This window comes from Ferrimonas marina, from assembly GCF_900129905.1.
In the GTDB taxonomy this organism is placed as follows: domain Bacteria; phylum Pseudomonadota; class Gammaproteobacteria; order Enterobacterales; family Shewanellaceae; genus Ferrimonas; species Ferrimonas marina.
In genome coordinates, this window is record NZ_FQXG01000004.1 from 105562 (window position 1) to 128265 (window position 22704).

The 22704-nt window shown below is 62.6% G+C and carries 23 protein-coding genes and 1 other RNA gene; 4 read left to right on the forward strand and 20 right to left on the reverse strand.

What is annotated here, in order from left to right; translation table 11 throughout:
• Nucleotides 1-26: 26 nt before the first annotated feature.
• Together ffs and BUC04_RS10595 are read right to left on the reverse strand one after the other, a co-directional pair.
• An RNA gene (gene ffs, locus BUC04_RS10590) (signal recognition particle sRNA small type) lies at nt 27-123 on the reverse strand.
• Nucleotides 124-243: 120 nt separating this feature from the next.
• Nucleotides 244-1635 (reverse strand): DASS family sodium-coupled anion symporter, encoded by a 1392-nt coding sequence (locus BUC04_RS10595; protein WP_067656539.1) that lies wholly within the window; start codon nt 1633-1635, stop codon nt 244-246.
• Nucleotides 1636-1942: 307 nt separating this feature from the next.
• Here BUC04_RS10595 and BUC04_RS10600 point away from each other — a divergent pair, with 307 nt between their 5' ends.
• The 4 genes from BUC04_RS10600 to BUC04_RS10615 all read left to right on the forward strand — a co-directional run bounded on the left by BUC04_RS10600 (nt 1943) and on the right by BUC04_RS10615 (nt 4562).
• Nucleotides 1943-2233 (forward strand): ComEA family DNA-binding protein, encoded by a 291-nt coding sequence (locus BUC04_RS10600; RefSeq protein ID WP_067656541.1) that lies wholly within the window; start codon nt 1943-1945, stop codon nt 2231-2233.
• A 153-nt stretch (nt 2234-2386) separates the two neighbouring features.
• Nucleotides 2387-3283: a UTP--glucose-1-phosphate uridylyltransferase GalU gene (galU, locus tag BUC04_RS10605; protein WP_067656543.1), complete on the forward strand. Its 897-nt coding sequence runs from the start codon at nt 2387-2389 to the stop codon at nt 3281-3283.
• Nucleotides 3284-3492: 209 nt separating this feature from the next.
• A complete protein-coding gene (locus tag BUC04_RS10610; RefSeq protein ID WP_067656545.1) occupies nt 3493-3909 on the forward strand; it encodes a bactofilin family protein in 417 nt (138 codons plus the stop codon).
• A gap of 20 nt (nt 3910-3929) precedes the next feature.
• On the forward strand, nt 3930-4562 hold the full coding sequence (locus BUC04_RS10615; protein WP_082766566.1) for a DUF2982 domain-containing protein: 633 nt from the start codon (nt 3930-3932) through the stop codon (nt 4560-4562).
• On the opposite strand, the gene BUC04_RS10620 is transcribed toward BUC04_RS10615, so the two are convergent.
• The 18 genes from BUC04_RS10620 to hypF all read right to left on the reverse strand — a co-directional run bounded on the left by BUC04_RS10620 (nt 4522) and on the right by hypF (nt 22444).
• A complete protein-coding gene (locus tag BUC04_RS10620) occupies nt 4522-5376 on the reverse strand; it encodes an EamA family transporter (protein WP_067656549.1) in 855 nt (284 codons plus the stop codon). The genes BUC04_RS10615 and BUC04_RS10620 overlap by 41 nt on opposite strands.
• A gap of 13 nt (nt 5377-5389) precedes the next feature.
• A complete protein-coding gene (locus BUC04_RS10625) occupies nt 5390-6118 on the reverse strand; it encodes an ElyC/SanA/YdcF family protein (protein WP_067656975.1) in 729 nt (242 codons plus the stop codon).
• The gene (locus BUC04_RS10630) at nt 6118-7038 is read right to left on the reverse strand and encodes an ROK family protein (RefSeq protein WP_067656551.1); all 921 of its coding nucleotides are present in this window, start codon (nt 7036-7038) and stop codon (nt 6118-6120) included. The genes BUC04_RS10625 and BUC04_RS10630 overlap by 1 nt, the downstream gene beginning before the upstream one ends.
• A gap of 119 nt (nt 7039-7157) precedes the next feature.
• Nucleotides 7158-8501, reverse strand: a complete 1344-nt coding sequence (gene glmM / locus BUC04_RS10635) for a phosphoglucosamine mutase (protein ID WP_067656553.1) — start codon at nt 8499-8501, stop codon at nt 7158-7160.
• Nucleotides 8502-8830: 329 nt separating this feature from the next.
• Nucleotides 8831-9859: a hydrogenase expression/formation protein HypE gene (gene hypE, locus BUC04_RS10640; RefSeq protein ID WP_268762526.1), complete on the reverse strand. Its 1029-nt coding sequence runs from the start codon at nt 9857-9859 to the stop codon at nt 8831-8833.
• 4 nt (nt 9860-9863) lie between these two features.
• Nucleotides 9864-10973 carry a hydrogenase formation protein HypD gene (gene hypD / locus BUC04_RS10645; protein WP_067656557.1) on the reverse strand — a complete coding sequence of 370 codons (1110 nt, stop codon included), beginning with the start codon at nt 10971-10973 and terminating at the stop codon, nt 9864-9866.
• The gene (hypC, locus tag BUC04_RS10650) at nt 10970-11248 is read right to left on the reverse strand and encodes a HypC/HybG/HupF family hydrogenase formation chaperone (RefSeq protein WP_067656559.1); all 279 of its coding nucleotides are present in this window, start codon (nt 11246-11248) and stop codon (nt 10970-10972) included. Before hypC ends, hypD begins: the two co-directional genes overlap by 4 nt.
• Nucleotides 11239-12351: a hydrogenase nickel incorporation protein HypB gene (gene hypB, locus BUC04_RS10655; RefSeq protein WP_067656561.1), complete on the reverse strand. Its 1113-nt coding sequence runs from the start codon at nt 12349-12351 to the stop codon at nt 11239-11241. Before hypB ends, hypC begins: the two co-directional genes overlap by 10 nt.
• 2 nt (nt 12352-12353) lie before the next feature.
• Entirely contained in the window at nt 12354-12695 is a 342-nt protein-coding gene (locus BUC04_RS10660; RefSeq protein WP_067656563.1) for a hydrogenase maturation nickel metallochaperone HypA/HybF, read from the reverse strand.
• Nucleotides 12696-12697: 2 nt separating this feature from the next.
• Complete coding sequence (locus tag BUC04_RS10665; RefSeq protein WP_143165681.1) at nt 12698-13609, reverse strand: hypothetical protein; 912 nt, start codon at nt 13607-13609, stop codon at nt 12698-12700.
• A gap of 164 nt (nt 13610-13773) precedes the next feature.
• Nucleotides 13774-14016: a HypC/HybG/HupF family hydrogenase formation chaperone gene (locus BUC04_RS10670; RefSeq protein WP_067656566.1), complete on the reverse strand. Its 243-nt coding sequence runs from the start codon at nt 14014-14016 to the stop codon at nt 13774-13776.
• Nucleotides 14017-14026: 10 nt separating this feature from the next.
• Nucleotides 14027-15712: a Kae1-like domain-containing protein gene (locus BUC04_RS10675; RefSeq protein WP_067656569.1), complete on the reverse strand. Its 1686-nt coding sequence runs from the start codon at nt 15710-15712 to the stop codon at nt 14027-14029.
• Nucleotides 15696-16253, reverse strand: a complete 558-nt coding sequence (locus BUC04_RS10680; RefSeq protein WP_067656572.1) for a HyaD/HybD family hydrogenase maturation endopeptidase — start codon at nt 16251-16253, stop codon at nt 15696-15698. The genes BUC04_RS10675 and BUC04_RS10680 overlap by 17 nt, the downstream gene beginning before the upstream one ends.
• Nucleotides 16253-16921: a Ni/Fe-hydrogenase, b-type cytochrome subunit gene (gene cybH / locus BUC04_RS10685; RefSeq protein ID WP_067656575.1), complete on the reverse strand. Its 669-nt coding sequence runs from the start codon at nt 16919-16921 to the stop codon at nt 16253-16255. The genes BUC04_RS10680 and cybH overlap by 1 nt, the downstream gene beginning before the upstream one ends.
• Before the next feature lie 11 nt (nt 16922-16932).
• Entirely contained in the window at nt 16933-18636 is a 1704-nt protein-coding gene (locus BUC04_RS10690) for a nickel-dependent hydrogenase large subunit (RefSeq protein ID WP_067656578.1), read from the reverse strand.
• Nucleotides 18633-19778: a hydrogenase small subunit gene (locus BUC04_RS10695; protein ID WP_067656581.1), complete on the reverse strand. Its 1146-nt coding sequence runs from the start codon at nt 19776-19778 to the stop codon at nt 18633-18635. The genes BUC04_RS10690 and BUC04_RS10695 overlap by 4 nt, the downstream gene beginning before the upstream one ends.
• A 29-nt stretch (nt 19779-19807) precedes the next feature.
• A complete protein-coding gene (locus BUC04_RS24090) occupies nt 19808-19969 on the reverse strand; it encodes a hypothetical protein (protein WP_169799577.1) in 162 nt (53 codons plus the stop codon).
• Between the two features lie 204 nt (nt 19970-20173).
• Nucleotides 20174-22444 (reverse strand): carbamoyltransferase HypF, encoded by a 2271-nt coding sequence (gene hypF / locus BUC04_RS10700; protein ID WP_169799578.1) that lies wholly within the window; start codon nt 22442-22444, stop codon nt 20174-20176.
• Nucleotides 22445-22704: the final 260 nt, after the last annotated feature.

Here is a 22704-nt window from a genome sequence, read left to right on the forward strand (position 1 = left end):
AAGACAACTCAAAAGAGAGTTGGGTGGCACCCCAGCCACATCCCGGCACATGCGTCCACCGCCTTGGCTGCTCCCTTCCGGGCCTGACCAGGTCAACGATTTAGCATTGCGAGAGGACCGGGGTACCATAGACGGTACGTCCGAAAACGCAGGGGCATTATTACCTCGCCGCTGCCGCCATGCAAGACAAGGCCGCCAGAAAGGCGGCCTTTTTCACGTGTTCGCTGTTTTATTGCGCAGGCGCTAGGTCCACAGCCACTGGCTGAGCAGGTAAAGCACCAGCACGCAGAGGCCGTTTACCACCACCCCGGCCCGCATCATGTCGGTCTGCTTGATAAAGCCGGAACCGAACATGATGGCGTTGGGCGGCGTCGCCACCGGCAGCATAAAGGCGCAACTGGCAGCGATACCGATCAGCACCGACAGGATCACCGGTGAGACCCCCAGCGCCTCAGCAATCGAGGCAAACACCGGGACCAACAGCGCGGCACTGGCGGTGTTACTGGCAAACTCGGTGAGCAGCACCACAAACACGATGATCACCAGCACCAGCAGCGCCAGCGGCGCGTTGCCCATCACCTCCATCAGGGTATTGGCCATAAACACCGAGGTGCCGGTGGTCTTAAGCACGCCAGACAGTGCCAGGCCGCCACCAAACAGCAGCAGCACACCCCACTCGGTCTGCTTCTCGATTTGCTTCCAGCTGGCCAGGCGCAGTGCCCCCAAGGCCACCACGGCAGAGAGCGCGACAAAGGTGTCGAACTTGCTGATTCCACCCAGCGCAGCGGACAGCGGCTTGGAGAAGATCCAGGCACTGACGGTCAACAGGAACACCACCAGGGTCAGCTTGGCCGGGCCACTCATCGGCGCACTGTCAGCACGAAACTCAAATCTGTGGTTCAGGTTGGGCTTAATCATCAGGTAGAGCGCCAGGATGGTGACCGGCCACAGCACCAGCATCGCCACCAGGCCAAACTCCATCCAGCCGGCGAAATCCAGCCCCACCTGGGCCGCGGCAATGGCATTGGGTGGGCTGCCCACCAGGGTGCCGATGCCGCCGATATTGGCGCTGTAGGCGCAGCCCAACAGCACAAACACGTAGGTTCGCCGATGGTGGTTGGCATCCAGCTGGGACAGCATGCCCAGGGCCAGGGGCAGCATCATGGCGGCGGTGGCGGTATTGCTGATCCACATCGACAACAAACCGGTGACCGCAAACAGCAGCAGGGAGGCGGTAGCGAGCTTGCCCCCCGCCAGGTTAACCACCTTGGCGGCAATACGTTGATCGATCCCCTGCACATGCAGTGCCGCCGCCAGGGCGAAGCCACCGAAGAACAGGAAGATAATGGGGTTGGCGAAGTTCGACAGCGCCGCCGTGGTATCCATCAGTCCGAGGAAGATGGCCAACACCGGCACCAGGATCGCAGTGACAGTGATATGGATAGCCTGGGTCAGCCACAAGGTGGCAATAAACACCAGCAGTGCCAGCCCCTTGGTCACCTCCGCTTCAAACGGCAGCCAGGCCAGCATGGCCAGAAACACCGCAACAGCGCCTATCAGTATCATCGCTTTGGTATCCAATACCGGCAGCGGTGCCTCCGAGGACACCGGCTGCTGACGGTCAACGTTATGCATCGAGGGTTCCTTCCTTGCCATTGTTGTTATAGGTCAAATCTGTCCCGGCATTTAACCATGTCGAATCTCGGTCACGGTGGTGGCTCCCCCTCGACCAAAGGCCAATGGCCAAACCGGAATCACTGCCAATGCCCCGCAATCCCGCGACACTACGGCCAGGATCCGGTCTGGATTACGGCTTTATGCTGTGATCTCTTGAACATCCAGGTTGATTTTTCTTACGCGAAGATCAGAGCTTTTATTGATCTAGATCCTGATTTCCCTTTCTAAGCTCCAACAACACCCTCATCAAACAGGAGAAAATGCGATGAAAAGTGTGTTGTTCTTGGTAGTTGTTCTGCTGGCCGCCAGCCCCTGGGCCCTGGCTAACCCCTCGATGGATACCGCTGCGGCCGCGCAGTCAACGATGGTAAACATCAATACCGCCTCGGCCACGGCCTTGGCTGATGCCCTGGTGGGCGTCGGCGAGAAGAAGGCCCAGGCGATCGTTGATTACCGCCAGCAGCACGGCGAGTTTGAGGCCATTGACCAGTTGGAGCGGGTTAAGGGGATCGGCGCCGAGCTGGTGTCCAAAAACCGCAGCCGCATCCAGCTTTAACCTTGACCGGCGGGGGTTTTCCCCGCCCACTTTTGCTATGAAGGGCCGCTTTCTTACGCATTTCATTCACGTTTTTCTCAAACCGCCCCATTAACAACTACACTCCAGAGCACACCCATCGAAGTTGCACGTTGCTTATAGGGAGGTAGACAGATGCATGCGAAGGTGCGTAAAGCGGTGATCCCCGTGGCGGGGTTGGGAACAAGAATGTTACCCGCCACCAAGGCCATCCCCAAAGAGATGTTGCCGGTCGTGGACAAGCCGCTAATCCAATACGTGGTCTCAGAAACCATCGCCGCTGGGATCAAAGAGATCGTTCTGGTCACCCACTCCAGTAAAAACTCCATCGAAAACCACTTTGATACCTCGTTCGAGCTGGAAGCCACCCTGGAAAAGCGGGTCAAGCGACAGCTATTGCGCGAGGTTCAAGCCATCTGCCCGGAGGATGTCACCGTCATCAGCGTGCGCCAGAACGAAGCTAAGGGGCTGGGTCACGCCATCCTCTGCGCCCGCCCGGTGGTCGGTGACGAGCCGTTCGTGGTGGTGTTGCCGGATGTACTGATCGACATGTACCAGTCTGATCTGACCCGGGATAACCTGGCGCTGATGATCCAGAACTACAACGAGCGCGGACAGAACCAGATCATGGTGGAGCCGGTACCCCATGAGCGGGTGTCCAGCTACGGTGTCGTCGACATCAACGGCCACAATCTGGGTCCAGGCGACTGCGCCCCCATCAACGCCCTGGTGGAGAAGCCGGATCCCGCCCATGCACCGTCCAACCTGGCGGTGGTAGGTCGCTATGTCCTGTCAGAGCAGATCTGGCCTATCCTGGCCGAAACCCCACCCGGGGCCGGCGGTGAGATCCAGCTGACCGACGCCATCGCCGAGCTGCTCGACCGGGAGTCCGTCGACGCCTTCGCCATGCAGGGCAAGAGCCACGATTGCGGCAGCAAGTTCGGCTACATGGTGGCCAACATCGAGTACGGCCTGCGCCATCGCGAGTTGAGCGAGCGGATGCAGGAGTACCTGTCCCGATTGTCGGTTTAACCCCAAAGCCCTGCACCTCAGAGTGCAGGGCCCATTCTCCTCACCTTCCCAGCGTAAACCTCTAAAGTCCCACTACTAAGCGGTCGTTCTAATCTCAATAAGTGCCACATAACTTGGACCTGTGCGGCAGAACCCAACACAGCCACTGGCGAAACTAATTTTTGTCAGGGTAAACTGCATTCACACTCTTGCTAGAAAGACCGACCATCATGTTTGGAAAAAAGAAAACCACAAAAAGCGCCTCTGGCCTGACCTACATCTCCACCGACTGCCGCCTCAGCGGTGAGCTGGTACTGGACAGCGACTGCATGGTAGACGGCACCATCGAAGGGGTGGTGAGTGCTAAGGGCAGCGTTATCATCGAGCAGGCCGGCCGCATCGACGGTGAGCTGGAAGCGGAAGAGGTTCGTGTTTCCGGCCAGTTCAAGGGCAAGCTGAAGTGCAAGCGCCTGTCCATCACCGCCAACGGCCTGGTGGACGGCGAAGTCCTGTCCGAGAAGATCGAGATCTTCGAGGGGGGCCAGTTCGTCGGCACCCGCCTGAAGGAAGAGATGCTGCGTCTGGATGGCCCCAAAGAGGTCCAAACCAAAGAAAAAGCCTCAGTAAAACTGGCGGAAAGCGCCTAAGAATTTGCTAGGCTGATCGTATGGATACGATCGCTATCGCACCAATGAGCCGCCGCAACAGCATCACCCTGATGTGTTGCGGCGGTTTGCTTTTAGCCCTGGCCATCCTGCTCAACCCGTTCTGGCCCGGCCCTAGCGTTGGCCTGGGCGTTACCTCCCTGGCGCTGCTGTTTCTCGGCTTCATCAAGCGCCAGGACAAGGTGGTGAGCGTTCACCTTACCCCGGAGGGGCTGCACTACCACCACCGCAAGGGGGAATGGTTTCTGCCCTGGGGCGAGATCCAGCGACTGGACCAGCCTCGCCTGCCTGATACCCACGAGCCCCTCGACTTTGTCGGCCTAAGGCTGATCCCGGAGCACACCCACCTGGAGCATATCCGACCCCGCCTGGCACTGGCGCTACTGATGGAGCAGCGGCCACTGCACCAGTTGACCGCTTCCTGCGACGAAGGGGCCTGCATGCCCAGCCTCAGCAGCAAGAAACACCCGCACCTCACCGGCGTTATGGCTGCCTACGCGGCGCAGATGAACCAACTGCGCGACGGCCTGGGTTTTGATCTCTACCTGCCCCACTCGGTGCTGGATCGCTCCAGTGAACAGATGGTGAGCCTGATCAAGCAGTACCGTCAGCAGGCGCTGCACCAGGGCGACTGAGCCACACCGACAGACCAATCACTGCCCCACCTAAAGCCAGCCGCAGCAGGTCTGCCTCCCGGTTCCAGATCAGCACATTAACCAGGATACCGGCGGGGATCAGCACGTTGTTCATCACCGCCAACGCGGTGGCATTGACCTGGGTGGCACCATAGTTCCAGCCAAAGTAGCCCAAACCCGACGCCACCAACCCCAGCCACAGCAGCACACCCCACTGGATACCCTCAGTGGGCAACCCCTCCAGATTGCCCAGCCAGAGGAAGTTGCACAGCGCCAGTGTACCGGCTCCGACGAAGAACCAGGCAAAGGCCTGGTGACGGGCCAGGCCCGATTGGTGGGGTAAGGCACGGTAGGCGATCTGGCCGAAGGCAAAGCAGAGGTTGGCCCCCTGGACCAGCAGGAAGCCAAGCCAAAAATCGCTCTCGATCGGCTCGTAGCGAATGATGATGGCACCCAGCACCGCGGCCAGGGCGGGCCAGAGGCCACTGGGGTGGAACTGACGCAGGCGCAGATCCTCCAGCACCCGAACCCAAACCGGGGTCATCACGGTGAACAGCAGCACCTCCGGTACGCTGAGAAAAGCAAAGGCGTGGTACAGCAGGGTGAACATCAGCCCCAACTGCACCGCGCCGATCCCCGCCAGTTTCAACGCCATGGGCACCGGCACCGGCCGCAGCAACGGCACAAACAGCAAACAGGCCAGCACCATGCGCGACAGCACGGCAAAGTAGGGGTCCACCTGTCCGGCGATGTAGACGTCAATCAGGGAGAAGGAGAAGGCCCAGACCAGGGTCACAATCCAAAGCAACGGCATAACAGAGATTCTTTTAGGTAAGAGAGAGCCACAACAGGCCCAGGTATTCGTGCAGTGCACGCTGGCTGGTCCAGAGGTTACCGGCGGTGAGGTACCAGGGGTGGGTCGGCGTAGCGATAAAATCCGTGGGGGCGGCCACCGGAGTCATCCCCATGCGCTGATAGCTCAGCATGGAACGGTGCATGTGTGTGGCGGAGGTCACCAGCGCGGCCTGGCCATCACCCACCAGAAGCTGGGTTGCGCGAGCTTCTTCGCGGGTATCTCGGGCCTGCTCCAGCGCCACGATCTGCTGCGCCGGCACCCCGAGCTCGATGGCCGCCTGGCGCAGTATGCGAGCATGGGGCACGGCATCCTGACCACTGTAGCCCGACACCACCAGGGTCGCCTGGGGGTTGGCCTGCCAGATCCGTACCCCCTCCGACAGCCGCTTAAGGCCGATCGCCGAGAGCTGCTGTACCGCGGTTCGATCCGGGTCAGAATGGTGGGCGCTGCCCAGCACCAGGACGTAATCCACTGGCTGGTTGATGTCGAACACCGGGTAGCGTTGCTCCAGCGAGTTCGCCAGGGCCGTGCTGAGCGGCGAGAAACTCAGTAGCAACAGGTAAACCGGGCCGGCCAACAGCAGGGTTCGCCCCAGTCGTGGCCACCGGCGCCAGCACAGCCCGCCGGCCAGCATCAACAGGCAGGCCAGCGGCACCGGCAACAGTAGCGCGGTGATGGCCTTTTTCAGCCAAAACCCCATCAGGGCTTGCCCCACAACCAGGCCGCGCCCCGAACCCCGGAGGAGTCTCCGTGCTGGTTGCGCAGAATAGGCAGGTCACACTCTTGCCCGATCACCTGCAGACGTAACTGCTCCGGCAGGTCGCTGTAGATCCAGTCCAGGTTGGACAGACCGCCACCGAGCACCACACAATCTGGGTCCAGCAGGTGAACCACGTGGGCCAGGGCCCGGGCCAGTTGGCTGAGAAACTGCTGTCGGATCTGCAGAGCTGCCGGCTCACCGGCGCGGGCTCGCAGCTCTATCTCAGTGGCACTCAAGCCATCGCCGGTGAGGCGGCGGTATTGTGCCTCCAGCCCGCTGCCGGAGATGTAGCGCTCGATGCAGCCGCGCTTACCGCAGAAGCACTCCGGCCCCGGGAACTCCTGTTCGGTCATCCAGGGCAGCGGATTATGACCCCACTCGCCGGCGATACCGTGGCGGCCGGCATGGGCCTGACCGTCGATGGCCAGGCCGGCGCCGCAACCGGTGCCGAGGATGGCGCCAAACACCACCCGGTAGCCACGCCCGGCGCCATCCATCGCCTCGGACACGGCGAAGCAGTTGGCGTCGTTGGCGGTGCGCACCGGCCGCTGCAGCCGCTGGCTGAGATCCCGCTCCAGCGGCTGACCATTGAGGCAGGTGGAGCTGGCCGCCTTGACCGTTTCGGTACGACTGGACACCACCCCGGGGATCCCCACCCCGACGCTGCCAACGCACTGGATCTCCCGTTCGCACTGCAACACCATCTCGGTGATGGTGGCCAAGGTGGGCTGGTACTGCCCCTTGGGGGTGGGACGGCGCTGACGCCACAGGATCTGGCCTATGGGGTCCAGGGCGATCACCTCGATCTTGCTGCCCCCCAGATCGACCCCGATCCGGACCGGAAGTTGCGCGGGATTCATCGCGGTTCCTTCATAAAAAACAAAACGTTGTCAATTAACTCAAAGTGTAATGCCCAGTGACGCTGGGCGCAAAAACGCAAACAGCCCGCCGAAGCGGGCTGTCACCTGCGAAGCGTGGCTCAACCGGCCTGATCGACCCGCTGTACCTCGTCGGCGATGCGCTGGGCCAGGGCGGCCACATCGAAGTGAGGCTGCGCCTCCACCATCACCCGGATCAGCGGCTCGGTACCGGACTTACGCAGCAGCACCCGGCCCTGCTCGCCCATCTCCTGCTCCACCTCGGCCACAGCGGCTTTCACCGACTCGGCCTCCAGCGGGGCGGTCTTGCCGGAGAAGCGAACATTGACCAGCACCTGCGGCAGCATCTTCAGATCCGCCCGGGCTTCGCACAGGGTCTCGTTCATCTGCTGCAGGGCGTTGAGCACCTGCAGCGCAGCGATGATGCCGTCACCGGTGCTGTGATGCTTGAGGCTGAGGATGTGACCGGAGTTTTCACCGCCGAGCATCCACTGCTTCTCTTTGAGCATCTCAACCACGTAGCGGTCACCCACCTTGGAGCGGGCAAAGGGGATATCCAGTGCTTTCAGCGCCAGCTCCAGGCCCAGGTTGGCCATCAGGGTACCCACTACGCCACCTTCCATCTTGCCGCTATGGTGCCAGTGGCGAGCGATGATGTAGAGGATGCCATCGCCATCCACCACGGTGCCGTCCTTGTCGACCATCATCACCCGGTCACCGTCGCCGTCAAAGGCGATGCCCAGGTCGGCATCGGTTTCCAGCACCTTGGCCACCAGGTCATCCAGGTGGGTTGCTCCGCAGCGCTCATTGATGTTGAGGCCATTGGGTTCAGCACCGATCACGGTGATCTCCGCCCCCAGCTCACGAAACACCGCCGGAGCGATGTGGTAGGTAGCGCCATGGGCACAATCCAGCACGATGTGCATCCCTTCCAGGGAGCCGTTCTTGCTGAAGGTACTTTTACAAAATTCGATGTAGCGGCCTGCGGCATCATTGATGCGGCGCACTTTGCCCAGCTTATCAGATGCGGCACAACCCATCGGCTTATCCAGCTCCGCTTCGATCGCCAGTTCGTTGGCGTCGGTCAGCTTAGTCCCGAAGGTGGAGAAGAACTTGATGCCGTTGTCATGGTAGGGGTTATGGGAAGCACTGATCACCACCCCAGCATCGGCACGGAAGGTCTGGGCCAGGTAGGCGATGGCCGGGGTCGGCAGTGGGCCGGTCAGGGCCACGTTGACGCCGGCGGCGATGAACCCGGCCTCCATGGCGGATTCCAGCAGGTAGCCTGATATGCGAGTGTCCTTGCCGACAATCACCTCGCGGGTGCCCTCGGCGGCCATGATGGTGCCAGCGGCATACCCCAGCTTCATGGCAAATTCCGGTGTGATGGGAAATTGGCCCACCAGGCCACGGACCCCATCGGTCCCAAAGTATTTTCGGCTCATATCAGCTCAATCTGTCTCGGAGAGGCTCAGCCTCAATCCTGTTTGGGTATCGAAAGCGATACCTTCGGCGCCATATCGCCACTCATTGGCGACCATTTTGCCACTGTTTTCCAACCAACCCAAAGGGCTTACTTGGATTGCTGTTGCTTTTAAACACTATTTCACCAAGTTAACCCTGTTAAGTTTAGCTCTGGTGCAGGGCCGCAACATTGAGAATGCGCGACTGAGCTTTATCCGCAGTGAGCACCTCCTACCTAGGTACGTCGAGGCAGACGAAAAAGGGCCTGGATTCCCCAGGCCCTTCGAGCAGATCAACATCGCTTTCCTTTTCAACAGATCCGGGGCAACTGCTCCCCCACCGGCATCGGCAGCAGACGACTGCCACCGAACAGGCCCACCACCGAGACCTGGCCCGCCGGGGCCGCGGCCACGGTGCCGATCACTGCAGCTTCCCGACCCGCTGGGTGGGCCTGCATCGCCGCCAGGATGGCATCGCAATGCTGGGGTGGCACCACCGCAATCAGCTTACCCTCGTTGGCCATCAGCAGCGGATCCAGCCCCAGGATCTCACTGACCCCGCGTACCTCCGGGTGCAGCGGCAGTGCGGCTTCCTCCAGCTCGATGCTGACCTGGGCCACGCTGGCCATCTCGTTGGCCACCGCCGCCACGCCACCGCGGGTGGCATCGCGCAGGGCCCGAACCGGACCCGCCGCCAGCATTGCCTCCACCAGGCCATTGAGCGGCTGGCAATCGCTTTGCAGCTCACCACTGAGCGCCAGTTCGCCCCGGGCCTGAAGGATCGCCGCGCCGTGATCGCCGACGGTACCAGAGACGATCACCCGATCCTCCGGCTGGATATGACGAGCACCGAGCTGACGGTCGCCTGGCACCACGCCGATGCCACTGGTGTTGATGAACAGCTTGTCGCAGGCCCCCCGGTGCACCACCTTGGTGTCGCCGGTAACGATCTGCACCCCCGCCTCTCGAGCCGTACGGGCCATGGAGGCAACGATGCGCTCCAGGGTTGCCAGCGGCAGCCCCTCCTCGATGATGAAGCTGCAGGAGAGATAACGGGGGATGGCCCCGGCCATCGCCACGTCATTGACCGTGCCGCACACCGCCAGCTTGCCGATGTCGCCCCCGGGGAACTCCAGCGGGTCCACCACGAAAGAGTCGGTGGCAAAGGAGAGCCGATCCCCGGCACCGTTCAGCGACGCCAATGGCAGCTGCGCCTGATCCTCCATCAGGGCCAGCTCGGCGTTATCAAAGGCCGCAACGAAGTATTGCTCAATCAGTTGTTGCATCGCCTGGCCGCCACTACCGTGGGCCAGGGTAATGCATTCCTCTTCCCTCAACACAGATTCAGTTCTCCGCTCGATATTGGTAGTAGGCCGCGCAGGCCCCTTCGCTGGACACCATCAAGGCCCCCACCGGGGTCTGTGGCTGGCAGGCGGTGCCAAACAGGGCACACTGGTTGGGCTTCATCAGTCCACGCAGCACCGCGGCGCAGCCGCAGCCCTCCGGCTCCGCCACACTGCGTCTATCCAGGCCAAAGCGCCGCTCGGCGTCCCAGGGCGCGAACGCCTCAGTCAGCATCAAACCGGAGTGAGGAATGGACCCAAGGCCACGCCAGTCTGACTGGGGTGCGGTCTGAAACACCTCGGCCATCGCCTGCTGGGCCACCGGGTTGCCATCGCTGTGCACAGCCCGTCGGTACTGGTTGTCGATGCGGCTGTCGCCGTCGGCGATCTGCGCCACCACCATGGCCAGCGCCTGCAGCAGATCCAGCGGCTCGAAGCCGGCGATCACCAATGGCTTGTTGTACTGCTCGGCGATGAAGTCGTAGACCCGCTCACCGGTGATCATCGACACATGGCCCGGGCCGATAAAGCCGTCGATGCGGATGCCGGGATCGTCCAGGATGGCCCGCAGCGGTGGGCCGATGGTGATGTGGTGGCACAGCACCGAGAAGTTTTCGATCCCTTCCCGCTTGGCTTGCTGCAGGGTCAGGGCGGTGGCCGGTGCGGTGGTTTCAAAGCCCAGGGCAAAGAACACCACCTGGCGCTCGGGATGCTGACGTGCCAACGCCAGGGCATCCAACGGTGAGTAGACCACCCGGATATCGGCGCCCCGGGCCTTGGCGTCCTGCAGGCTGCCCAGATCGCCGGGTACCCGCAGGGCATCGCCATAGGAGCAGAGCATCACATCGTGTTGCTGAGCCAGGGTGATGGCATCATCGATCCGCCCCCGGGGCAGCACGCACACCGGGCAGCCCGGCCCATGAACAAACTCGATCCCGTCAGGCAGCAGCTGCCCCAGGGCAAACTTGAAGATGGCATGGGTGTGACCGCCACACACCTCCATGATCTGCAGCGGTTTGCGGGCCGGGTCGACCCGCTCCAGCTGCTGATGGATCTGGGCCAAGGTGGCCTTGACCGCCTGGGGGTCACGAAACTCATCAACGAATCTCATGCTGTGCCCTCCGGACCCGCCAGATCGGCCAGCTCATGCTCCAGCCCGCCAACGGCCTTGAGTGCCGCCAGGGTGGCTTCCGCCTCCGCTTCCGACAGCAGCCCCAGGGCAAAACCGACGTGGATCACCGCCCACTGGCCAAGCAACTGCTCGGGCTCTGCAGGCCAGATGCAGGCCGCGTTGACCTGACGCTGTACCCCGTTGACCGCCACCGTCACGGTCTGGCGCTCAGCGTCATCGATGGATTGGATCTGGGCCGGGATCCCTAGGCACATACCGGTACCCTCTTCGCTACCCACTCCAGCCACTGGGCCATCCCCTCGCCGCTGCGGGCGGAGACCTGGATCACCTCGATATTAGGATTCACCCGGCGGGCGTTGTCGATGCAGGCGGCCACATCAAAATCGGTGTGGGGCAACAGGTCGACCTTGTTCAGCAGCATCACGTCCGCCGCGGCAAACATGTCCGGGTACTTGAGCGGTTTGTCCTCCCCCTCGGTGACCGACAGGATCGCCACCTTGTGGGCCTCGCCCAGGTCAAAGCCCGCCGGGCACACCAGGTTGCCGACGTTCTCGATAAACAGGATCCCCGCCTCGTCCAGCGCCAGCTGATCCGCCGCGCGGCCGACCATGGCGGCATCCAGGTGGCAGCCCTTGCCGGTATTCACCTGCACCGCAGCGACCCCGGTGGCGCGGATCCGCTCGGCGTCATTGGCGGTTTGCTGATCGCCCTCAATGACCGCCAGGGAGTAGTCCTCCTTGAGCTCATCCACGGTGGCGGTGAGAAGGGTGGTCTTGCCGGAGCCCGGGCTGGAGACCAGGTTCAGCACCAGCAGGCACTCCTCGGCAAAGCGCTGTCGATTGACCGCAGCCAGTCGATCGTTGGCGCCGAGGATATCCTGTTCCACCTGCACCATCTTCTGTTGGCTCATACCCGGGTTGTGGGCGTGGGCCGGCCCCTGACCGTAATGCAGCTCGCCGTCGTACTCCTCGGGCTCAAACATGGGCAGCTCTGTGCCGGCCAGCTCGGCGTCGGATAGCTCCCTGTGGGATAGCTGGGCCATCAGTTGATGGGCTTGCTGGGCGCTGGACACATGAAAGTGGTAGTGATGATGGACATCGCCCTGGTGATGGTACTTGTGTACCGTCTTATGCACCGCTTTGGACTCGGCGGGCGCAGGGTGGGTATGGTCGTGATGAGCATGGTCGTGATGGTGGTGATCATAGGCATGGTGATGATGTCCATGTTCGTGGTGGTCATGGCCATGGTGATGATGCCCATGATCGTGGTGATGATGGCCATGATCATGACCATGCTGGTGAGAATGCTCTCCCTCAATCACCAGATTGCCTTCGGCACAGCCGCATACGGTACACATGTTTACTCTACCTCCAGTGATTTCACGCGCATTTCGCTGCCACCTATCAGGTGCAGCTGGAACCCTCCACAGCGTGGGCATGACTCGCCCCGCCGTGATAAAGGCACCTCAGAATCGCAATTAAAACAGTGGGCCAGCCCGGGAAGCCGCTCGACGCGCACCTCGGCCCCATCGGCCACGCTGTGCTTAAACACCGCGTCCAGGCTGAACAACAAAGACTCCAGCTCAACCCCGGCCAGCTCGCCGATCTCAAGCTCGATGGATTTGACGCAGCCGAACGGGGACTGCGCCCGTTGCTGCTCGACGATGGCCAGAATGCCTTCCGCCAGGGACATTTCGTGCATGGTTACTCCTGTTGCCACCAGTTGACCGCCACCTCCAGACAGGGGGCGTAGGCCAGCACCAGCAAAGGGATGATCCCCCGGGCTTGCGCCAGGCTGGCGAAGCGCTGCTGAGCCAGGGTCTGACGCAGGCTGAACAACAGATCGGTGGAAGGGATCTCGATGTGGTAGGACTGCACCCGCTCTTGTTGCCACTGGGCCTGGTGGCGCAGCTGGCCTCGGGCGGCGCTGACCACACCGGGGCCCAGCAAGGTGGTGTGGCCACCGGGGTCCTGCAGCCGGGTCAGGGCCTGCTGCATCTCGTTGGCCATGGCCTGAAAGCGCCCGCCCAGGGTGGCTGGGGCCAAGCGCTGACGGGCCGCGCTGCCGGTCTCCATCGCCTGCACCTCCGCCTCGGGGGTGATACAGGCATGAAACCAATCCCGCTGCTCCAGCTCGGTCAGCAAGGGGGTTAGGATCTGGGCCAGGAAGGGCACCAGATCCGGATGACGGGGAGGAATGGACAAGGGGGGGACTTTCGCATCAGGCTGCCACAGGGCAGTGGGCAGCTGGGATTGGCAGCGCTGCAGTGACTGCTGCCAGCGCACCAACGCCTTCAGGCTGGCGTCGCTCTCCCCCAACAGCAGGGTATGGGCCCGGTAGAGCTGCCAACCGTGCTCCTTGAGCCACTCCAGCCAGACCGCCTGGTCCCGTGCCATCTCGGTGGCGGGATCGAAGCTGGACGACTGCAGGCTGACGGCAGCACGCAGTTGCGCCTGGCCACACAAACGGTACAGCAAGCCAAGCTGGCGCCGCACCTGCTCGGCGCACAATCCTTCCAGGTGGGGGGCGACGTTGGGCAGGGTCAGTTGCCACTCCCGCTCGTACACCCGCCCCTCATCCCAACTGAGTAAGAGCCTTGCGGCTGTCAATTCCATGCCGTCTCGCTCCTTGGGCCCGCTTCGGTAGGGGCCCTGCTACTCTCCGAGTCTAAGCGTTAGCCCCGGGAAAAACGTGAACCAGATCAACCCGCCAAAGCAAGGTGCCGGATCCTCATCACGCTTTGACCGCCCTTCCGCGAAGGGAAGTTACCGAATGGCGGTCAGATCTCACCGGCGGCCATCTTGTCGGCGATCTCCCGGTACAGCTCCAGGCTGTCCAGGGCCCGCTCGCTGTCGATCTTCTCCATGGCAAAGCCGTGACTGACCAGCAGGTAGTCCCCCACCGCCAGATCCGGCCCCAGCAGATGGACACTGACATCACGCTCCTGCCCCAGGGTTTCCACCCTGGCGATCTGCGCCTCGCTGTCCAGCGACAGCACCTTGGAGGGGATGGCAAAACACATACGCCCCTCCTCAGGCCACGGCCGGTTCGGCTCGCGCCACAAACAGCGCACCCAGTGCCAGGCTGGCACCAGCAAAGTCCAGCGGCGCCGGCAGGCGGATCTGCACGTTGCGGTCCAGCCGCCGATAGAGCCGGTCGAGCAGCACCGGGTTGGCAAACTCGTCACCCGCCAGGATCACCTGCTCCAGGCCGTAGTCGGCATCCAACTGCTCGACCCACTGGCTGAGGAAGTCGGTGAGCGAATCGACAAAGCCGTAGGCCAAAGCAGAGCTCGACTCCCCGTCCGCCAGGCGGTAGCACAGCAGCGACTGGAACGCCGGGCGCCAGTCCAGCTGTAGCCCGTCAGGGCCGGGTTTAAGCTTGGCGTCGATCCGTGGTGCCACTGGCGAGCCATGTTGCAGCGCTGCGGCCACCAGGGCGTCGGCGGCCCGCTGGGGGTCACTGTCCTGGCTCAGGCCAATCAGCCAGGCCGCCATCGCCATCGCATCACGAACGCTGCCGCTGAGTTGGCCGGGTTGCTGATCTAGCTGTTCAAGCCACTGGGGATGGTGTGTCTTAACCCGCTCCAGCATCCGCTGGGCACTGCTCCCCAGCTCTGCCACCGAGGCCAACCAGGCCGCCGGTGTCTGCCACTGACGGTCCAGCGACACCAGCCAGCGGTACTCGTTGCCGTCGCGATAGAGCAGGCCCGAAGCCTGGTTTTCACTGAGGAACAGCACGGCACTGCGCTTGGGTACCCGGTCCAGTTGCCGGATCCCCTCCAGGGCACAGGCGGCGGGGAGGCAATCGCCGCTGTCTGGCAAGGTGGTTGGGGAGAGTTGCACCCGCTCACCATCCCAGTGGGCATGGATCCCCCCCATGCGCGCATCCTGATGCAGCGGCGGGTGAGTCAGCTGGTGACGAAAGCCCGGCAGTGAGAGGGCAATGGGCAGGGTATCGCAATGACTCAGTTGCAGGGCTCGTCCCTGACTGCGCATCGCCACCGCCACCACACCGTGTTGGGCCAATCGCTCGGTCAGCGCCAGGGTGAGGCGATCGTCCGCCAACTGTACCTGATACAGCGCCCGGGCCAGCTGATGCTGCTCGATAAAAGCCTGACGCGGTGCCAGTCGCAGCTGCGGTTTCTCCAGCCCGGACAGGCATAACTGGCCCACCCGACCGATGTGTAAGGACTCCGCCAGCGCCTTGGGCTGACAGAACAGCAGGGTGTCGTCTTCAATACCGCTGTGGGCCAGCAGGCGCAATTCACGCCGGCCGTGGCGGGTCTCCAGCAGGGTGTGCCCCTCCAGCAGTAACCCGTCCAGGTGACGCTGGACCCAACGCTCCAGGCTGTTCTCTCCCTGCAGCCAGTGGTCGTCGCTGCTGCTGTCACAGTGGCGACAGCCTTGCAGAGGCTGATCCTGGCAATGGCGACAATAGGGCAGGTCCAGCTTGCCCTCGTTCAGCGCCAGGGCGTCACCGTCAAACTGGTCAATCGCCTCAATGCCGCTGTCAATCAGCCAGCAGGAGACCGGGAAGGCGTTGCCAATCAGTTCCGCCAGCTGAGACAGCTGGGCCTCGTCCCCCTCCGCTTCCAGGGCGTAGCCCCGCTCGGTCTCGGCGATGGTCATCACCAGGGGATGTTGCAAGAACTGGTTGCACAAGCGGGCGTAGATTGGCACCTGCTGGGCCGTGTTGAAGTTAAACCGCAGCTTCATGCTTCTCTCCCGCGCAGGACACTGCAGCCAGTTGTGCGATATCCGGATCCGCCTGTTGCTGGCAGATCAGCCCCAGGGAACTCAGGTGCTGGGCCAGTGCCCGCTCCATCAGGGGCACCGCGGCCCGGACCTTGTCGGTCAACTCGAAGCTCATCGACTCCAGCACCTCGGGGATCACCCCGAGGATCAGGGTCTGGGGTCGGTCTCCCACCATGTCCATCATGGTGAGGGTATGCAGCATCTCCACTTCGTGGGCACTGCCTTGGAAATCGATATGGTGGGGCGCAGCATCGAAGTCGAAGAAATAGACATCGCCATGCTGGCCCTGGGTGGAATGGATGGTGTCCACCACGATCACCTGATCATATTGGGTCATCATCGGGATCAGGGCGTGGGCCAAGGTGCCGCCGTCAACGAACGTCACCTCGACCGGCCCTTCGATCCGATACTTCTGTTGGAAATAGTGGGCAAAGTGCACGCCGATGCCCTCATCGGCGTACAACACGTTGCCAATCCCAAGAATCAGGATCTTTTTCGGCATCACTTCTCTTCTACTTTATGGGTGTCATAACCGGACACGATGGTGTCCATCGAGCTCTTGAACCACACCGCACTCCACATCGCCATGTAGACGTGGATCGGCAGGAAGATGATGAACACCCAGGTCAACCAGTGGTGGATCTCCCGCACCGGGGCCAGGCCACCGAACAGCGCGGTGCCCCACTCTGCCAGCGGGTAGATCAGACCTCCCAAGCCCTCGTGGTAGACATTGGCGTGCAAAATCAAACCGGTAATGCACATCAAGGCGGCCACCACACTGACCATCAGGTAGCTGACAAATTGCAGCGGTCCGTAGACCCCCTGCTTGTGCAGCTTGCCATGCCACAGGTAGGACTTAAGGTTGATGACCCAACTGCGCGGACTGATCACATCCCGGTAGGAGCGACGCTCAATGTTGCTCCGGCTAAAGAAGAACAGGTAAGCCCGGTACAGGGTCACCGCACAGAGCACGAAGCCCGCCACCAGGTGGGCAAAGCGCACCCAGCCCTGCTGCAGGTTATCCGTGCCGCCGTAGGGCGTCAGGAAGGGCCAGGCGATGTAGAAGCCGGTTACCACCAGCACCACGATGCTGATGGCCCGTAGCCAATGCCCCCACATGATGGCGGGACCAAAGATCTTGTCCCGGGTATACAAAGGCGAATCAGACATGCTTCCCCTCCTTAGGCGCTTGCCGCACCCACTTGGAATTGGCCCAGATCCGTACCCTTGTAATCCATCACATGCACCGCACAGGCCATGCAGGGGTCAAAGGAGTGGATCACCCGGATCACCTCCAGCGGCTTGGTGGGATCCTCGAGCTTGATGCCGATCAGCGACTTCTCGTAGGGCCCCTTCTTGCCGTTGGCGTCCTCCGGACCGGAGTTCCAGGTGGTGGGCACCACCGCCTGGTAGTTCTCCACCTTGCCGCCCTTGATCCGCACCCAGTGCGACAGCATGCCCCGTGGCGCCTCGATCATGGAGTGACCGACGTACTCAACGTCGTTGCGCATGCCCGGATCGATGAAGGTCTCCTCATCCACCAGGATGTTGTCCACCAGCGCATCGAAGGTCTCCAGTGCCGCGTCGGCCACCAAAATGGTTTGCAGCAGACGCGCCGCGGTGCGGCCTAAGGTGGTGAACAGCGCCTCGATGGGCAACCCGGTGGCGGCCAGCAAGCCGTCGACCGCTTCGACCACCCGCTTGTTGCCCTTGGCGTAGTTCACCAGCAGGCAGGCCAGCGGGCCCACTTCCACCGGTTCGCCGTTATAACGGGGCGATTTCACCCAGGTGTACTTGCCATCGCCATCAACGGTGGGCAGCTCGCCATACACGGTGTCACGCTTGGTGAAGCCGGTGTAGTTGGGCTTGGTCTCGCCGTCGTAGGGGTGCAGTGCCGGGCCATCCTCGTACCAGGCGTGACTGACGTCTTCTTTGATCAGGTCCGGGTTGATGTCGCTGACCCCGGCCAGATCGCCGTTGATGATCACACCACCCTCGAACAGGTACTGACCCCGCCCCAGGGCAAAGTCCTGGCACGCCAGGAAGCTGTTGACGCCCACGCCCTTGAGCACGGAGTCTTCCCCTTTGTACTGGGCCGCCGCCATCAGCACGTCCGGCAGGTAGGCACGCTGGATGAAGTCGTTCACCTCGGCGTGTTTCTGTTTCCACTGCTGCAACCGCGCCGGGCTGAGCATGTCGCGGACACAGGTAACACCGCCCACCACCAGCGACTGCGGGTGTGGTTGCTTGCCACCGAAGATGGCCAGCATCTCCGCCGCCACCCGCTGCACTTCCAGCGCCTTGAGATAGTGAGATACCGCAATCAGGTTCTGCTCCGGGGTCAGCTGGTAGGTACCGTTGCCCCAGTAAGCGTTGGCAAAGGGACCCAGCTTGCCGGAGGCAACCAGCTTGGCCACCCGCTCCTGCACCGCGCGCAAGTCCCCCTCGCCGGCGGCGATGGGTTTGTCGGTCCACTTCATCGCCTCCTGGGCCGCAGCGGCAGGATCGGCAGAGAGCGCCGACACCACGTCCACCCAGTCCAGCGCGTGCAGGTGGTAGAAGTGCACCACGTGGTCGTGCATGTAGAGCGAGGCCTGCATGATGGAACGCAGCAGCTCGGCGTTATAGGGGATCTGCACCTTAAGGGCATCCTCCACCGCTTCGATGCCGGCCCGGTAGTGGGAGTAGGTGCACACCCCGCAGATCCGCTGGGTCAGCAGACCGGCGTCCATCGGGCTGCGCCCCTTCATGATCACCTCAATGCCGCGCCACAGGGTGGAAGAGGACCAGGCATTAGTGATCACATTGTTCTCATCCACCTCCACTTCCACCCGCAGGTGGCCCTCGATACGGGTAATGGGGTCTACAACAACACGTTTACTCATGACTCATCCTCTTTCTTCTTGTTCATGAACGCCGTGGTGACGGCGTGGGCACCGATACCGGCGACGGTCACCCCCAAAATGGTGGCGCCAATGGCGTCGGCGGTCATATCCAGGCTGTGGATCTCGCGCCGACCCAGCGGCTTTTCAAAGTCCGCCATGGTGTCCCAGAAGTGAGGCTCGGAGCAGCCCATGCAGCCGTGACCGGCCAGCACCGGCCAACTGGTGTGGTGGTTAAACCGCTCGGTGGGGCAGTTGTTGTAGGTGTAGGGGCCTTTGCAGCCCACCTTGTAGAGGCAGTAGCCCTCTTTGGCGCCGGCGTCGCCGAAGGTCTCGACAAACTCACCGGCGTCGAACCGACCGCGACGTTCGCAGTTGTCATGCACCCGGGCACCGTAGGCCCAGCGCGGACGGTTGAACATGTCCAGCGGCGGCAGCTTGCCGAACATGATGAAGTACATCAGGGTACCGACGATGTTCTTCTCCGAGGGCGGACAGCCGCCCAGGTTGACCACCGGCTTGTTGGTCACCTCCATCACCGCACGGGCCTCGGTCGGGTTCGGCTTGGCGGCCTGGACGCCACCAAAGGCAGCACAGGTACCCACCGACACGATGGCAGCAGCCCCTTCGGCGCACTCATCGATGATCTGCATGCCGGTGTGGCCCTTGCAGCCCACGGTCAGGAAGGCACCGTTGTTGGCGGTGGGCACGGCGCCCTCAACCGCCAGCACGTACTGGCCCTTGTAGGCCTTGAGGGCGTGCTCCAGGTTCTCCTCCGCCTGCCAGCCAGAGGCCGCCATCAGGGTTTCGTGATACTCGAGAGAGATATGGTCGAAGATCAGGGTATCGACGGTGGGGGTATCGGCGCGGATCAGCGATTCCGAGCAACCGGTGCATTCGGCCATGTGCAGCCAGATCAGCGGCACCCGGTTGGCCAGTTCGGCGGCTTCCGCCACCATGGGGGCAAACTGCATCGGCAGTGCCAGTACCGTGGCCGTCGTGGCGCTCCATTTCATGAAGTCGCGGCGGGAGATCCCCTGGGCTTCCATGCTGTCACGCAGTGAGGCCTGTTTCAGCGGGGGCTGTTCGGCCAGGCTATCCAGCCGCTGGCGGCATTGCGCCAGTAACGCATCGTATTTGTTCACAGTGCATCCTCCAATGATGACTGGCGTCTTCAGCGACGCTTATGCCAGGCCAGCCCAGCACCAATAACGCCGACCACCACCATCATCAGCAGCACATCCCAGGCGTGATGGAAGTGCCCCAGGCCACCGTGCCCCGGGTGCGCCATCGCCAGACCGGGGAACATCGCCAGTAGATACATGCCTCTCTTCATTCTCTCTTCCTCATTCCATCTTGTTGTTATTCCGTAATTGGTCGTGTTTCCACGTCAGGGAACAACGGGAAATCGGACCAGCAGCAAGAGAATATTAATGTCTTAATCAACCCCAGTAATGTGACTCATGTCACCCACTTCCGGGGTGCAACTTGATTCAAATCAATTTGTTGTGGCAATCCGCTTCAATTCTTTACCGTTTCATTACGATTTTTGTGAAGCCGCCTCGATCGCCGCCTGTCCCACCGCCAGGCCACCGTCGTTGGCAGGCACCTGACGATGCCACAGCAGGGTCAGGCCACTGCCGCGCAACTGGTCCTCCAGCAGGGTCTGCAGCAGGGCGTTTTGCATCACCCCTCCGCTGAACAGCAGGTGTTCAATGCCATGGGCCCGGGCGTGGTAGACCGCCACCGCCGCCAGTTCGTTGGCCAGCAAAACGTGGAACTGGAACGCCAGATCCGCCCTGCTGCGCCCCTGCGCTAAGCCGTCCAGCAAGCCTCGCCAGATCGGCGCCAGGGCCACCTCGGGGTGCGGCTGCCAGGATGGCAGATGGCGCTGGGGAGCCTGCCAGGCCAGGGACTCCAGCGCCATCGCCGCTTCTCCTTCAAAACTGATGGCGTCAAAGCGGCAATCCAGCAGCGCGGCCGCGGCATCAAACAACCGCCCGGTGCTGGAGGCCAGCGGCGCATTGAGCCCCTGGGCCATCGCCATCCGCAGCGGCGCCAACGGTTGCCGGGCCAGGCGCTGTAGGGTCTCGGCGCTGTGCGTCTCCCAGTCCGGCGCATAGCACTCCAGCTGGGCCAACAAGTTGCGCCAGGGCTCCTTCGCCGCCCGCTCACCGCCAGGCAGGGCCACCGCCGGCAAGCCGGTGAGACGCTGACAGCCGTGGTAGTCCCCCAGTAGCAGTTCACCGCCCCAGATGTCATGGCTGGTGCTGCCATCGCCGAAGCCGGTGCCATCCAGCACCCAGGCCAGCACCGGGCCCTGCTGCCTGGGCCAATGGTTATCCACCAGGCCACTGGCCAGGTGGGCATGGTGATGGGCCACCGGTCTGGCCCCCCGGGCCATCGCCAGGCGGTGGCTGTGGTAGCCAGGGTGGGCATCGCACACCCGCGCGCTGGGCATGACATCAAACAGCTCGGCAAACCAGGTCAGGTTGCGCTGGTAGGTGGCGAACAACAGAGGGTCATCCAGATCTCCCAGGTGCTGGGACAGCAACAGCTGGCCCCGCTTGACGTAGGCGAAGGTGTTTTTCAGATCCGCACCGTAAGCCAGCAGCCCATCGGCCTGCTCAAAGCCTGGCGGCAGGGGCAACGGCGCTGGCACGAATCCCCGGGCCCGACGCAGCAGCTGGGCCCGCCCCGACACCACCCGAACGATGGAGTCATCGACCCGATTCACGATAGCGCGGTCATGGATCAGCAGGGCATCGGCAATGGGCCCCAGCTCGGTGAGCGCCTCACCATCATCGATGCAGGGCGGACGGCCGGAGGCGTTGCCGGAAGTCATCACCAGCGGGCGCTCAAACGCCTCCATCAGCAGGATCTGCAGCGGATTCGATGGCAGCATCACCCCCAGGCAGTGCTGGGCCGGGGCGACCGAGGGCGCCAGGGAGTCACCGCTGGCTTGACGGGTCAGCAGTACGATGGGGGCGGCAGCGCTCTCCAGTTGCTCCTGCTCCAGGGGATCGATCAGCACGTGATGACGGGCCGACTCGCTGTCTCGCATCAGCAGGGCAAAGGGCTTGCGCGGCCGACGCTTGCGCTGACGCAGCCGGGCCACCGCGGCCTCGTTGCCGGCATCCACCGCCAAGTGGTAGCCCCCCAGCCCCTTGATCGCCAAGATCTCCCCCTGCTGCAGGCGCCGCACCGCCTGGGCCAGAGGATCCCCCTGAGTCGGGCTGCCGTCAGACTCCAGCAGGGCAAGACGGGGGCCACAGACGGCGCAGGCGTTGGGCTGGGCGTGGAAACGGCGATCCGCCGGATGGTCGTACTCCTGTTGGCACTGGGGACACAACGGGAAGGCCTTCATAGAGGTGGCAGGGCGGTCGTAGGGCACCGACTCGATGATGGAGAAGCGCGGACCGCAATGGGTGCAGTTGGTAAAGGGGTAATGGAAGCGGCGATCCCGTGGATCCAGCAGCTCACTGCGGCAGGCGCGGCAGGTGGCGGTGTCCGGCGCAATGCGGGTGTTGCTGTCACCGCCACGGGAGGCGGCAATCACAAAGGGGTGGGGCAGCTCGTCGGCGGCCAGTGATTGGGTCTCCAACTCATCGACCCGGGCCAATGGTGGCAGCTGTTGCCAAAACTGCTGCAGAAACGCCTCCAGCGCGCTCTCCGGGGCCAGGGTGATCAGCACCCCCTCAGCGTCGTTGAGCACCTCCCCGGCCAGGTCCAACTGTTGCGCTACCTGCCAGACAAAGGGACGAAAGCCCACGCCCTGAACCTGTCCCCTAACCCGGATTGCTACTGCCATCGCCTGCTCCCTCATGCTGTGGTATCCCCAGTCTATCCTGAGCCCTGCCGGCAAACCGGAGCGGGATCACAAAGTCCCTTACTCCCGCCCAGTTCACAGTTCTGACGATTGCCTGAGCAAGGGGGATCCGGCGCCAAGACCCGGCATTGGTGGGCTTTTTCGCAGCCATTCATCTTTTTTCATAATTTGTTGTCAGCGGTTCATATCCCGCACTGCCCCTTTCATATTCGCCCCCTACCCTGTCCGCCAGCCCTGATTGG

Excerpts from the sequence above, each read along its gene's own strand:
- BUC04_RS10595 (WP_067656539.1), bottom strand. The coding sequence starts at position 1,635 with ATGCATAACGTTGACCGTCAGCAGCCGGTGTCCTCGGAGGCACCGCTG.
- BUC04_RS10600 (WP_067656541.1), top strand. The coding sequence starts at position 1,943 with ATGAAAAGTGTGTTGTTCTTGGTAGTTGTTCTGCTGGCCGCCAGCCCC.
- galU (WP_067656543.1), top strand. The coding sequence starts at position 2,387 with ATGCATGCGAAGGTGCGTAAAGCGGTGATCCCCGTGGCGGGGTTGGGA.
- BUC04_RS10610 (WP_067656545.1), top strand. The coding sequence starts at position 3,493 with ATGTTTGGAAAAAAGAAAACCACAAAAAGCGCCTCTGGCCTGACCTAC.
- BUC04_RS10615 (WP_082766566.1), top strand. The coding sequence starts at position 3,930 with ATGGATACGATCGCTATCGCACCAATGAGCCGCCGCAACAGCATCACC.
- BUC04_RS10620 (WP_067656549.1), bottom strand. The coding sequence starts at position 5,376 with ATGCCGTTGCTTTGGATTGTGACCCTGGTCTGGGCCTTCTCCTTCTCC.
- BUC04_RS10625 (WP_067656975.1), bottom strand. The coding sequence starts at position 6,118 with ATGGGGTTTTGGCTGAAAAAGGCCATCACCGCGCTACTGTTGCCGGTG.
- BUC04_RS10630 (WP_067656551.1), bottom strand. The coding sequence starts at position 7,038 with ATGAATCCCGCGCAACTTCCGGTCCGGATCGGGGTCGATCTGGGGGGC.
- glmM (WP_067656553.1), bottom strand. The coding sequence starts at position 8,501 with ATGAGCCGAAAATACTTTGGGACCGATGGGGTCCGTGGCCTGGTGGGC.
- hypD (WP_067656557.1), bottom strand. The coding sequence starts at position 10,973 with ATGAGATTCGTTGATGAGTTTCGTGACCCCCAGGCGGTCAAGGCCACC.
- hypC (WP_067656559.1), bottom strand. The coding sequence starts at position 11,248 with ATGTGCCTAGGGATCCCGGCCCAGATCCAATCCATCGATGACGCTGAG.
- hypB (WP_067656561.1), bottom strand. The coding sequence starts at position 12,351 with ATGTGTACCGTATGCGGCTGTGCCGAAGGCAATCTGGTGATTGAGGGA.
- BUC04_RS10660 (WP_067656563.1), bottom strand. The coding sequence starts at position 12,695 with ATGCACGAAATGTCCCTGGCGGAAGGCATTCTGGCCATCGTCGAGCAG.
- BUC04_RS10665 (WP_143165681.1), bottom strand. The coding sequence starts at position 13,609 with ATGGAATTGACAGCCGCAAGGCTCTTACTCAGTTGGGATGAGGGGCGG.
- BUC04_RS10670 (WP_067656566.1), bottom strand. The coding sequence starts at position 14,016 with ATGTGTTTTGCCATCCCCTCCAAGGTGCTGTCGCTGGACAGCGAGGCG.
- BUC04_RS10675 (WP_067656569.1), bottom strand. The coding sequence starts at position 15,712 with ATGAAGCTGCGGTTTAACTTCAACACGGCCCAGCAGGTGCCAATCTAC.
- BUC04_RS10680 (WP_067656572.1), bottom strand. The coding sequence starts at position 16,253 with ATGCCGAAAAAGATCCTGATTCTTGGGATTGGCAACGTGTTGTACGCC.
- cybH (WP_067656575.1), bottom strand. The coding sequence starts at position 16,921 with ATGTCTGATTCGCCTTTGTATACCCGGGACAAGATCTTTGGTCCCGCC.
- BUC04_RS10690 (WP_067656578.1), bottom strand. The coding sequence starts at position 18,636 with ATGAGTAAACGTGTTGTTGTAGACCCCATTACCCGTATCGAGGGCCAC.
- BUC04_RS24090 (WP_169799577.1), bottom strand. The coding sequence starts at position 19,969 with ATGAAGAGAGGCATGTATCTACTGGCGATGTTCCCCGGTCTGGCGATG.
- hypF (WP_169799578.1), bottom strand. The coding sequence starts at position 22,444 with ATGGCAGTAGCAATCCGGGTTAGGGGACAGGTTCAGGGCGTGGGCTTT.